This is a genomic window from Variovorax sp. PBL-H6 (genome assembly GCF_901827155.1).
Taxonomy (GTDB): Bacteria; Pseudomonadota; Gammaproteobacteria; order Burkholderiales; family Burkholderiaceae_C; genus Variovorax.
Genome location: NZ_LR594660.1, coordinates 579,791 through 591,431 on the forward strand (window position 1 = coordinate 579,791; position 11,641 = coordinate 591,431).

At 62.4% G+C, this 11,641-nt stretch carries 8 protein-coding genes; 2 read left to right on the plus strand and 6 right to left on the minus strand.

Annotated features, from left to right (window positions below; translation table 11 throughout):
• Positions 1–163 precede the first annotated feature (163 nt).
• Both G3W89_RS31185 and G3W89_RS31190 read left to right on the plus strand, forming a co-directional pair.
• The gene (locus G3W89_RS31185; RefSeq protein WP_146039512.1) at positions 164–2,485 is read left to right on the plus strand and encodes an FG-GAP repeat protein; all 2,322 of its coding nucleotides are present in this window, start codon (positions 164–166) and stop codon (positions 2,483–2,485) included.
• 318 nt (positions 2,486–2,803) lie between these two features.
• Positions 2,804–3,787: an acyltransferase family protein gene (locus G3W89_RS31190; protein ID WP_162577741.1), complete on the plus strand. Its 984-nt coding sequence runs from the start codon at positions 2,804–2,806 to the stop codon at positions 3,785–3,787.
• On the opposite strand, the gene istB is transcribed toward G3W89_RS31190, so the two are convergent.
• The 6 genes from istB to G3W89_RS31220 form a co-directional block, all read right to left on the minus strand.
• The gene (istB, locus tag G3W89_RS31195; protein ID WP_060983853.1) at positions 3,768–4,532 is read right to left on the minus strand and encodes an IS21-like element helper ATPase IstB; all 765 of its coding nucleotides are present in this window, start codon (positions 4,530–4,532) and stop codon (positions 3,768–3,770) included. The genes G3W89_RS31190 and istB overlap by 20 nt on opposite strands.
• Positions 4,529–6,169 carry an IS21 family transposase gene (gene istA / locus G3W89_RS31200; RefSeq protein ID WP_087743140.1) on the minus strand — a complete coding sequence of 547 codons (1,641 nt, stop codon included), beginning with the start codon at positions 6,167–6,169 and terminating at the stop codon, positions 4,529–4,531. Before istA ends, istB begins: the two co-directional genes overlap by 4 nt.
• Positions 6,170–7,594: 1,425 nt before the next feature.
• Complete coding sequence (locus G3W89_RS31205; protein ID WP_162570801.1) at positions 7,595–8,806, minus strand: hypothetical protein; 1,212 nt, start codon at positions 8,804–8,806, stop codon at positions 7,595–7,597.
• A 797-nt stretch (positions 8,807–9,603) separates the two neighbouring features.
• The gene (locus G3W89_RS31210; RefSeq protein ID WP_068674466.1) at positions 9,604–10,263 is read right to left on the minus strand and encodes a hypothetical protein; all 660 of its coding nucleotides are present in this window, start codon (positions 10,261–10,263) and stop codon (positions 9,604–9,606) included.
• Positions 10,264–10,402: 139 nt separating this feature from the next.
• Positions 10,403–10,837, minus strand: a complete 435-nt coding sequence (locus tag G3W89_RS31215; protein WP_068674468.1) for a hypothetical protein — start codon at positions 10,835–10,837, stop codon at positions 10,403–10,405.
• A gap of 350 nt (positions 10,838–11,187) precedes the next feature.
• Positions 11,188–11,484, minus strand: a complete 297-nt coding sequence (locus G3W89_RS31220) for a hypothetical protein (protein WP_068674470.1) — start codon at positions 11,482–11,484, stop codon at positions 11,188–11,190.
• Positions 11,485–11,641: the final 157 nt, after the last annotated feature.

Below are 11,641 nucleotides of genomic sequence, written 5' to 3' on the forward strand. Positions count from 1 at the left end.
AAAGGACTTGCAGGGAGGGAGCCTCCGCGGGGGCCACGGTTGCAAAAGCATCGATATTCGGCGCTGTTCGCGAACTTTTCTGCAGACACCGGCGCGCCCTGGCACCTGACAGCAGTACATTTCGGTTACATTGCGTAGCCTAAATTAACAACAAAGGGCTACAGTGACGCTGGGGACCACAACGCCATTCCAATGGCTCAACTACAAACGCGCCTGGCTTGCAGCCGCAGCAGCGCTTGCTCTCAGTGCCTGCGGCGGCGGCGGTGGAGGCGGAGGCGGAGGCTTTATGTTTCCTGTAGCGGAGACGCCATCGCCTGCGGCGCCGGCAGAACCCGCTCCGACTCCTGAAAAGGAGTTCCGCGTTGGTGGAGAAGTGTCGGGCCTGAGCGGAACGCTTGTTCTGCACAACAACGGCGGCGACGCCATCAGCATCACCGCCAACGGCAGTTTCCAGTTCCCCAAGACCATCACAGCAGGCAACCCTTATGCCGTCACCGTGGCGGCGCAACCCCAGGGGCACCTGTGCTCCGTGAGCGCTGGCGAAGGCTCGGTAACCGCCGCAGTCACGGCTATCCGGGTGGTTTGCGCCGTCTCGACGTTCAACGTGGGCGGAAGCCTCAGCGGGCTGAGCGGCACCCTCGTGCTTCGCAACAACGGGGGCGACGAGCTGAACCTCAGCTCAAACGGTACCTTCCAATTTCCGACCGCCTTGGCTTACGGAAGCGCGTACGCGGTGACGGTCCGCACCCTGCCTACCGGGCAGGCCTGCACCGTCGCACTCGGCTCGGGGACGGTCCAGGGCACGGTCGGCGACGTAGCCATCAGCTGTGCGAACGTCCCGCCGCCGCCGGCGCCGAACAAGCCAGCGACCCCGACCGTCAGCTATGGCGTGAAGAGCTACATCCTTGCCTGGACGCCGGTATCTGGCGCCACGTACTACAAGCTCGGCCAGAGCACCGTCACGCCGAGCTCGCTCACGCTGATGGCGGACAACCTCCTGTCAACAACGTTCAGCCTACTCAATCTGCCCCTGCTCGAGCAGGTACCCACTGAGTTCGCGGTTCAAGCGTGCAATGCGAGTGGCTGCAGCCCCTTTTCGGACTCGGTGACGCCGGTGCCCAGCCTGGCCATCGGACACTTCAGAGCGCCGGTACCCGCGGGCAACACGAACTTCGGTCTTTCGGTTGCGGTTTCAGGTGACGGCAGCACGCTAGCGGTCGGTTCGAAGTTCTGGGTGACCAACACGGGCAAGGTCGACATCTACTCCCGCGTCGGTTCGAGCCAGTGGAAGTTCGAGGCCCGGGTGCTGGCGGACAACAATGACCCAAACGACTACTTCGGCGCGTCGGTAGCGCTCTCCGAGGATGGCTCGACGTTGGCCGTGGGCGCTGAAGCCGAGGCGAGTTCGGGAACCGGAACAGGTGCGGACCCGAACAACGACTCGCTCCCCGGCACCGGGGCTGCCTATGTCTTCAAGCGCAGTGGCGCGACCTGGTCGCAACAGGCCTATCTCAAGCGCTCGGTCGCTGGGTACTCTTCCTTCGGGAGCGCCGTTTCCTTGTCAGCTGACGGGACGCGTCTGGCGGTCGCAGCTCCGGATGAATCGCTTGGCGTGGCCACACGGGAAGGGGCGGTCTACGTATTCGAGCAATCTGCCGGCGCCTGGTCACAGCAAACGCGGCTCGTTGCGTCGCATCCCCATTTCTTCGCGCATTTCGGCCATGGTTTGGCGCTTTCGCCCGACGGGAGTACGCTGGCCATCGGTGAGTATGCGCACCCCAGCATCGCGGATGGCGACGAGACGAGCAATGCGGGCGTGATATCTGGTGCGGTTCACGTCTATGCTGCCAACGGCTCGAGCTGGACGCGTACGTCCTTCCTGAAGTCGCCCACTCCCGCCCTGCCGACGGTCTTTGGCATCACGGTTGCGCTCTCAGGTGACGGCAGTGTCCTTGCCGTCGGCGCCACGAACGAAAGTTCAGGCTGGAACAGCACGACTGGCTTTGACGGTACGGCGCCGCCAGCGCTCAATTCCGGTGCGGTCCACACCTACCGGCGCGCGCCCGGGGGCGCCTATGCACTCGAGACGACCCTCAAGCCTGCGGTCACGTACGCAAACCAGGGCATGGGGCAAAGCATCTCGCTTTCATACGATGGACTGCTCATGGCGGTGGGCATTGTCTTCGACCGCTCTACCGCAACTGGCATCAATGGCTCAGGGCCACTGGATATGGTCGGTGGCACCACAGGTGCGGTGCAAACCTTCCACCACCGAACGGGTTTATGGAAGCTCGAGGATTTCGTCAAGGCCAGGCCAACTGCCCTGAGCGGTTCGGTGAGCGGCTTCGGCTGGGCCGTTTCCCTTTCACGCGAGGGCGGAACCTTGGCTGTAGGTGCCCCCAGTGAGACGAACGTGACCTCTGGCATCAATGGCGTTCCGACCGGACCCGCGACGGCCTACTCGGGTGCGGTCTACCTGTATTGACGCCTCCCGCTTCGGCCGAAGCAAAGTGCAGAACGTCATCCTCGCCTGCTTCATTCCCTGCGCCAACGCCCGCCTCCCGGCCAAGGGCAGGTGGGTCGTGCAGAAAAGGCCTAAGGCCTGGCCCGATTCCTGGGCCGATGGCATGCGACATCGCGCTCGAGGCGAACAGCCGATTCGAGCGCTTAAGCCAGCGGGAGCGTGCCGACCGTAGAGAAACGGCGGAGTGCGTTCAAAACGACTTCCGGGTATGAGCAATAGAGCTACCAGGGACTGGCCTCGGACTGAGGAACGTCTTCAAAACAACATCGCGCCTGTCAAATGCAAATCGATAAATGGAGCGTGCTTGCGGGCCTGCGCTTTGTCCTGGCCTTCATCGTTGCAGTAAACCATCTGCCCGACTTTGTCCCGGTCGGGATTTGGGCGTTGGTTCCAAAATTCGGCGCCTTTGAAGCGGTGCTGGGCTTCCTGCTGATTAGTGGGTTTTCGATAGGCACCTCGTACCAGAAAGAGCCGAAAGCGTTCCTCCGGCGGCGCACTCTAAGAATCTATCCAATTTACATCGCCGCGCTCGCCCTGACTTGCGTCGTCTTCGCGATGGAGCACGGCACCATGCCGTCGGCCTGGTTGCTCGTGGCGAACGTGCTCTTCCTGAATCAGATTGTGACCAGCGACTCGTTCGTCGGCCCTGCTTGGAGCCTGGCGCTGGAGTTCTGGCTTTACCTGCTCACGCCGCTACTCTTCAGCCTGAAGCCTTCGACCCTGCAGCTGCTGGCGCGCGTGTCGTTCGTCGCGTTCCTCGCGCACACCTGCGGTCGGACGCTGTTTCACTGGAACTACTATTCGGGCGTGGGGTATGGCCTCAACCTCGTATTCCTGTCCTTCATCTGGCTGGCGGGATTCAGGCTTGCGCGAGAGCCGCAGCGCTACCAGCCCATACTGAATGAGGTAGGGTGGATGTTTGCGCTGCACATTCTCCTCGCCATATCCATCCAGTTCGCCTCGAGTTGGAAGCGAGACCAGGTCGACCAGTTCCTGCACGTCGGCATCGACAGCTTCGCACTGCAGGCATTCACCTTGCTTGCCGTGCTCTGGACCTTTAAGCGAATTGCAAAATCCGTAGGCGCGCAATCGAGCGGCTCAGCGGCACTTCGGTTGCTTGGCGATATCTCCTACCCGCTCTACATCATCCACATCCCAGCGTTCTATTTCCTGAAGCCCCGATGGCCAGGTCAAATTCCCCCACCCTTGGCCACCCCAAATTCCCCCAGGCAGGACGACCAGATTATGACGACTCGGGTGTGATGGCGATGCGTGCGGCAGCCTCCTTGAGGCGGTAGCTCTTGCCCTCGAACTCCAGCATTGCGCAGCGGTGCATGAGGCGGTCCAGGATGGTGGTGGCCATGGTGGCGTCGCCCAGATATTTGCCCCAGTCCTGCACCACGCGGTTGGATGTGATGACGATGGAGCGGCGCAGCTTGTAGCGCTGGTGCACGATGGCCTGCAGCACCTCGGCTGCGTGCTCGCTGATGCGTCTGGCCAGGAACAGGTCATCGAGGATGATCAGGTCCGGTGAGACCCAGTCCTTGAGCAGCTCGGTGCGCTCTGAGTCGCTGGCCAACGCGTAGCGAGCAAACTCGGTGTCGGCTTCCAGGTAACGCGCGTCGTATCCCTGCAGCGTGGCCTGGTAGGCCACGGCCTTGGCCACATGGCTCTTGCCGGTACCGGGCTTGCCGATGATCAGCGCATTGGCGCCCTCGCCGATGAACTTCAGGGTATGCAACTCGAAGCAGGCGCTGCGCGGCAGCTTCGGGTTGAAACGCCAGTCGAAGTCAGCCAGCGAGGGCCGCTCATCCAGGCCCGAGCGCTTGAAGCGGCGCTCGGTCAGACGCGAGCGCCGGCGGTCCAGTTCGTCTTGCAGCATGGCCCCAAAGGTCTCCAGGAAGGGCTCCTGCGCGGCCTGGGCCTGCATCACGCGGGTGGACAGGGTCTCGGCAATGCCGGACAGACGCAGCTCGCGCAGCGCGCGTTCGATCTCGATCATGTTCATGGCTGAATTCCAGGTGCGTTGTTGGTGTTGTTGGTGGTGGTGTTCGCCGTGGCGGACTCGAGCGTGCTCGTGGCTGTGACGGCCGCAGCGTGCGCGAACAGATCGGCGTACTCATCGGCGTCGCGGATGAGCTCGTGCTGCTGGGTCAGCGTGCGCCCGCCGCCGGCGGGCGCACCGCTGGACTGGGTCTCGATGGCGTTGAGCGCCTGGGCAAAGATGGCCTCGGTCAAAGCCAGCACGCGCTTGTAGCTGTAAATCCCCTGCTCCAGGGCCTGTGCGCAGGCGGTGTCGACGCAGTGCGCTGGGTATCGCCTGGCCAGGCTGACGATGCCCCAGAGCTTGCGCTGGCCCACCCGACCCTCGATGGCAAAGAGCAGCTCACACAGCCGTTTGGCGTGCTCACCGATCTCGCCAGCCTGACGCAGGATCAGACGGGTCTCGCGCGAAGGATTGAATACCCGCTCCTCCATGGGCAGCACCACCGTGCCGGGCCGCTCGGCCTTGGCGTGGGTGCGCAGCAAGGCGCCGGTTTGCAGATCGCGGATCTCGATGCGCTGGGCATAGATGCGCACCAGCATCTTGGAGCCGATGTTCGCCGGGCGAGCGGCGTAGCTGCTGTGATCCACCCGCACGCAGCTGTCGTCGCAGACGGTGCGCACCGCCTCCTCGAAATACTGCATGCCCAGGAGCGGCAGAGGTTTGAGGTGGCTGCGCTCCTCCTCGAACATGGCCTGCACCTGGCGCCGCTCGGTGCCGTGGATGCGCTTGGCTGCCCAGCTCTTCTCCCAGTGCGCCAGGAACTCGTTCTGGGCCTCGATGGACTCAAAGCGCCGGCCCTTCAAGGCCGTGGCCTGGGTGTGGCCAATGGCATGCTCCACCGTGCCCTTGCGGTTGGGGTCTCGCACCCGCGCCGGGTCGGCCACCACGCCATAGTGCGCCAGGGTGGCGGCGTAGACTTTGTTGAGTTCGGGCTCGTACAGGTCGGGCTTGAAGACGCCTTCCTTCAGATTGTCGAGAACCACGTACTGCGGGCAGCCACCGAAGTACCGCAGAGCCTGCTCGTGCAACTCGGCCCAGATTTGCTGGCTGGACTTCCAGACCACGCAGCGGAAACTGGCGCGCGAGTAGCGCAGCGTGGCCACGAACAGGCGGGGCTTGCGGTACCGCTCGCTGCCCGGCACGCGGGTGGGCGCGCCCTCGCCGTAGTCCACCTGCATCTCCTCCCCAGGCAGAAAGGACAGGCGGTCGAACTGCTCGGGCTCCTTGTGGCGCAGCTTTGCACAGAAGCGTTTGACCGAGTTGTACTGACCAGTAAATCCGTGCTGGTCGACCAGGTCCTGGAAGATGGCCATGGCGTTGCGCTTCAGACGCAACTGGGCTTCGATGAACTCGCGCCAGGGTTCGCACAGGGAGGTGGCCACCGGCACAGCAGCCGGTGGCCAGGGTGGGGGAATTTGCTGGGCCGAGCCGGTGGCCACCCCGGGGGAATTTGACTGCAGTTGCTCCAGCCAGCGTTGGTGATAGCTCCTGACCGTCTTGCGGTCGATGCCCGTGATGCGGGCGATCTCGCGTTGCGATGTATTGCGCTCCAGCAGTGTCTCTATGGTGGCGCGTTGGTTGGACTTCAAGACATTCACTCCTTGGCCTTCCCTCGAGGAAGACCGGATCAATGTCCTGCCAACAGGTGCCGACGGCGCCGGCGTTTAACCCCTATCCCCGATCAGTTCAGGTGGGGGAGTTTGAGGTGGCCATAGGCGGGGGAATTTGGGTGGCCATCGGGGCCTGAAGCAAAGCGGGTTTGACTCCCCTATCCTGTACCTGGCAGCAGCCATCGTCGGCTCGTTCCTCCTATCTTGGGGCTTGGACAGGTATTCGCAGCAACGGCATCAGCGGTCCACCGGCAACGATTCGACTGCGACACAGCCCCAGGGGAATTCATAGTCGCGGAGTGGCTTTGGCGCAAAACCTAACGGCGCCGGTAGCGCGAATCCATTCTTTGATGGTAGCCAACTGGTTCCCAGTCGTCGGAGCCCGCTCGCTTCATCGAAATGCGAAACGGAGCGCTTGACCCCGCTTGAAGGGGCCCCGTGGTGAACAACTCAAAATGGTCGCTGTCGTAACCCTGCTCTAGGGTGTACTTGTAGACCTCGGTTCGAGGTGCCCTGGCCGGACCGATGCACTGGGCCACCAGCGCTGCGGTTCCATCTTTATACACAGACAGAGTAGAGCAGCCGTCCACTGCTTCAAAGCGGCCACACACGGTGCAGTCGGCTGTGCAGGATTTCGGTAATAGCCCGAATAAAATCGCCCCTGCAAGGAACAACTTTAGAGCCTCAAACATCGTGTTGCCGTGTGACTGCTTCCCATGGCAGAAGTCTACGTTGCCCCTTACTGTCATCCTTAAGCCGTTTGTCACGATTATTGGGGGCCGTTTGTCCTGCTGTGCTGGGCGCCAAGGGTCAGCCGGTGGCAAGCATATCGGCAACCCTTCCATGCCTTTTTTCCCCTGCGGTTTGGTCCGGGACCTCCGGGCGGCGCAGAAGGCTGCGCTCAAGCCCCTGCAGCCCGAACCCCGGCGCACTCGGGAATAGGAAAGCAGTTCTGTACACTCGCCAATCGGGAACGAGGAGAAGTCACCTATGCGCTTTTTGAAGGCGAGTGCGATTGTTGCGACGGCCTTGGTACTTCACGGCTGCGCTATCAGCTCGAAACCCATACCGGGTCCGAACGGGCGAACTGCATACACGGTCAAGTGCGGCAGCGCAGTTCTTCATGCTTGCTACGAGGAAGCCGCCAAGCTCTGCCCACAGGGCTACAGCCTCGTAGACCGGCAGGACGGGCCGAATGGAATCGTGACCCCGATGGGCGCCGGCGCCACGTTCGTGCGGGGACCGAACTCAATGTTCATTGAGTGCAAGAGCTGAACCGAGTCGGGGCAATCGGCGCCAATGGTCTCACAGGGGACCTAGGCGCCCGCGTCTCGGTGCTCTGGCTCGATACAGTCGGCGCCCGCCGGACGCAATGCGTAGCGGGTCAGCCTGGCGCCGTTCCGCCACTTCCGTTCACTTCGAAGGGTCGTTGCCAGCCACCAGCACGACTGGCTTCCCGTCTTCAATCACCTGCTTGCCGTCGAAGATGCTCACTTCCATCTTTCCAACCGCAGGCAGGCTGAGCGAGATTCGGTCGCCGTCCTGGGAAAAAGTACCGCCGGGAGAGCAGGTTCCAAACTCAGGCGTCCACTTCGCTTGGTTGTTCTTCTCCAAGATGACGAAGAAGTAGAGCGTTTCACAGCTATTGCCGCGGCCACCGCTGCTCGCAAGGAGTACGGCATCCCGGCCCCCAGAAAGCGCGAACCGCCGGACGATGCTTTGCCATTGGGCGTCCTCGCCGGTAAACAGAGGCGCACCGCCCAACGTGACAGCTCGCTCCCCAGAAGGCAACTCAGTGACCTTGAGCTCCCCGGCGACGGTGCCGAGCGTCTTCGGCCCGTCTGCCTCGATTTGCCCCACGACCTTGGTGCCAGCGGCGGGGTCTACAGTGGCAGCGGCCGCCGCCTGCGGCACTGCTGTCGTGACGGCCGGATTGGACGCGGGCACCGGGCCTTGAGCCGCCGCAGCGCTCTGAGTAGCGATGTACGGCGCTACGCTTGAGAATTTGAAGACAAGTTCGGGCGCCTCCAGCTTCCCGCGCAGGGTCACGCTCTGCTCAGCAAGGCAGTCCGCCTCGGTGCCGCGAAAGAACGAGCCGGAGAACACCGCATACTGACCCCTCTTCATCTGGGAGGCTGTTTGGAAAACCGGCGTGCCTGGCTCGATGAGTGTGCCGTGGAGCACGTCCGAGATGGCGTTGTTCCACGTCTTCACAGTGATGCCGGGGGCAATAGACAGCTCGAGAACTCCCTTTCCGTCACTGTTGGAGTCAATCTTCTCGACCTTGCCGACCCAGTTGCTTACAGCAAGCGAACGCATCTGTTGACAAATCAGCTTGTCGCGATTTGCCTTGGTGCCGCCTCGCTGCATGTCGTTCTCGGCGTCCTTCGACTCACGCTGAGCTCCGCTGATGACCCGAATGAGGTCTTCCTCCGCGGGCGGGAGCGTTACGACGGATTTCTTCGGGTCCTTAGCTTTTTCGCTGGAGGTTGTCGACGATGTGCTGGCGACCTTGGAGTCGTTCTTGCGTTCTCCCATGGAGGCCCCGACGACGACGACTGCGACCAAGGCCCAGAACCATAGGCGCTTGAAGAAGGGCTTCTTAGTTTTAGATTCCTCGCTCATGGCACTCCTCTTGTTTTTCTCGAACACCTCAATGGACGTTCAGAGCCGATTTGCCGGAACGAACCACTCGTGCCGGCCGCGGCAAGGCGAGTGTAGCCGGCCCGCATGCAGTGCGCCGTTACGCGTCTCACCTGGCATCGCGCGGGTCCCCGCCCCGAATGGCAGCATGTGCGGCCGGCGCGGGAAGCCTTCACCTAGCTTCCCCTGCAGCCGGCGAAAAGCCGGGCCACCCGGCTTGTTCGCACCTGCGCCGAGCTTCGACGTGCGGTCGCTACGACTTCAAGGGCCTGTGCGACCCGCTCAGCACGTTGGTCCACACCGGCCAGGCGTCGCCAGTCGCTCGCGACTCGCATCACCTCCATAGGGTTCATTGGCACCAACGAAATGTCGTCAGCGTCCCCAGATGGCTCAGGCACGAGGGCGCCTCGCGCGCGGCCACGCTGCGACATGTCGTTGAGGAATGCGTCCACGAAAGACCTTGTGGCGACCAGATGCGAGGTGATTGTTCGGTCCATGGCCGGATTCTGGCCAACGTGCCTTTGTCGCGCACGGTCCGAATGGACTGGTTGCGCGCCCGCACCCTCATTATTCCGTGAAATAAGTCCCGGTCTCCGCCAAGCGGCATGGTGAACTTCACAGCCGCCGGGTGGCGACATCGATTCCCTTGCGCACGCGGCGCAGCGCCTCGAGCAGAGCTGACGGGCTTAGCAAGCCTTCTACGCACACGCCTGCCACCGGCGAAAAGGCCTACGGACCTGAGAAATCTGCTATTTACCGCGACTTGCCCGCAAAAACATCTACACGCACTTGCTGGAGGATTCGCGAAGAAGTGACCGGATTGCGTCCGCCTCATCGACCTTCTGTGCCTCATATTTGCCATATGCGGAGAAGTGCGTATGGCTGTAGACAGTCTTCGTTTCTTGACGATATAGGATGTCGAGCGGTCCAAATTGGCCCAGCGGTCGCTTTTCCAGCCATCGGAAGCGCTTCGTGGCATGCATCAGGCGAGCCACCTTTTTCGACACGAAGACGTGCTCTGCGTCGCCATCCAGGACATAGTCGCTGAGCTTGGATAGATGGGCGTCGTCTAAGTCTGCTCGCACGAGGCGACTTCGCCCGACCGTAGGAATGTGCAGTAACTCTATGAATGCGACTTGGCTCGCATGCTCCGGCGTAAAGCCGATGCGGGCGAAGCTGCTGTGATAGAAGCGGCCGTCTCCTCGGTATGGGTACTGCTCTAGTAAAAACGGATGATGCCGTTGGTGACTGCGCCAGAAGGCGACTCCGTCTTCGTGGTACTCCCGCAGCTTCTTGAAGATTGGCTCGTCTTCTACTTCTGCGTGATAGTTCGCGTCGAGGCCAATGAACAGGAATTTTGCGCTTTTTGGATTTGCCCCTTGGTAAGGCTTATCGCGGAATAGCGCATTCAGAACTTGGCTGGGATGCTCGATGAACATGGACGCCTCGAGTGGTCGATTAGACGTTGAAGGTTACCCCACAAGACATCGTGCCGGCGGGCAATCGAGCACGGTCCCACTGCTCCATGCAGCGCCATGGCATCGTCGGCCCTAACGTTCAGCCTCCAGCGGGCATGGGTCAGGCCGCCATAGCAAGACCCTCATCGAGCAGAGCGCCGTCAGTACTGGACACATCCGTCTCGACCCGTTGCTTGGCTCGCGGGCCTGCAGGCTGCGCCACCTGGATTACCACTGGGGCGACGAGCGCTCGCTCGGCACTCGTGGCCGCCTTCTGGGCGTAGTCCACACCCGCGGTCGCTGCAATCGCACGCAGGTCAAGCGCAGCGGACGTGAGGGCTTCCTGCTGGCTGGAGAGAGCCTGTGCAATGGCAGCAATGAGGAGGTTGCGGGCGTGCGCGGCATGGGCGTTGTATTCGGGCGCGCCCCTGACGTGGCGAATGTCCGCATACGAGTCGGCCAGCGCGAGCAGGTTGCGCGCGATGCTCGAAGTGCGCGCATCGGCCGCGGCGGCGAGGTCCTTCACGCTCCGGAGGGCAATGGTGTCGGTGCTCACAAGAACTCCTTTTCTTCTGGGTCAGGTCTCAGGCCTGGAGGCGCGCCATCCGAGTCGGCCAAGACGCCGGGGTCGCTCGGTCGACGAGATGGGGCGGGGCCGGTCGGGGTGCGCCGTCTTAAAACGGGCACCCTGGTGCCAAGTGTTCGCCTTATAGGTCCGGCGTGTCCACCGATTTTAGCAGCCAGCGGTCGGGGCTTGCAATTTAAATCGCTTAGCGGGAAAACGGAGCTGACTTATAGCCAGAAAATGGGGGTGTCCCGCGGTGCCTGTGCACGCATGACCCGACCCTGTTGGGCCCAAGCAGAAATGCGCCACCGATGAAGGTGGCGCATTTGAATGGTGGATTGCTACTGGGCAGCCATGGCCGCTCCTACGGCACCGCGTGCGGCAGCGTCCCGGACTTGACCCGGGGGCCGGGAAGGTTCCGCCTGGTCGATGGCCGGCGGGAGTTCGCGTTCGCGCCTCTCGCACTCCCGAATGGCGCGCGGCAGCCCCAGGTTGGGGCATTGCTCGGTCGCGCGGCCGATGCTCGCGACGCGGGTCGAGTGCGTCAGGCCTGTCTGGTACACCTCGAAGCCTTTCCGGCCGACGTCGAGAACCCAGAAGTTGGCAGTTTCGTGCTTGATTTGGTTTAGTTGGTACATGTTGCAGGCTTGCGTGGAGTTGATGGCCTGCGTTGTGTAGCCACGCGCGAGCCCGAGCCGCGTTTCCCCATGAGGCTAGAGCGGGAGCCGCCCTATATCCACGCCCCAAAGACCTTGGGTTTTAGGCGCTGGCGAGCTAAAAGGTGATTCGCTACAC

Coding starts and splice junctions, on each gene's coding strand:
- G3W89_RS31205 (WP_162570801.1), bottom strand. CDS start 8,806: ATGAGCGAGGAATCTAAAACTAAGAAGCCCTTCTTCAAGCGCCTATGG.
- istB (WP_060983853.1), bottom strand. CDS start 4,532: ATGAACATGATCGAGATCGAACGCGCGCTGCGCGAGCTGCGTCTGTCC.
- G3W89_RS31220 (WP_068674470.1), bottom strand. CDS start 11,484: ATGTACCAACTAAACCAAATCAAGCACGAAACTGCCAACTTCTGGGTT.
- G3W89_RS31190 (WP_162577741.1), top strand. CDS start 2,804: ATGCAAATCGATAAATGGAGCGTGCTTGCGGGCCTGCGCTTTGTCCTG.
- G3W89_RS31210 (WP_068674466.1), bottom strand. CDS start 10,263: ATGTTCATCGAGCATCCCAGCCAAGTTCTGAATGCGCTATTCCGCGAT.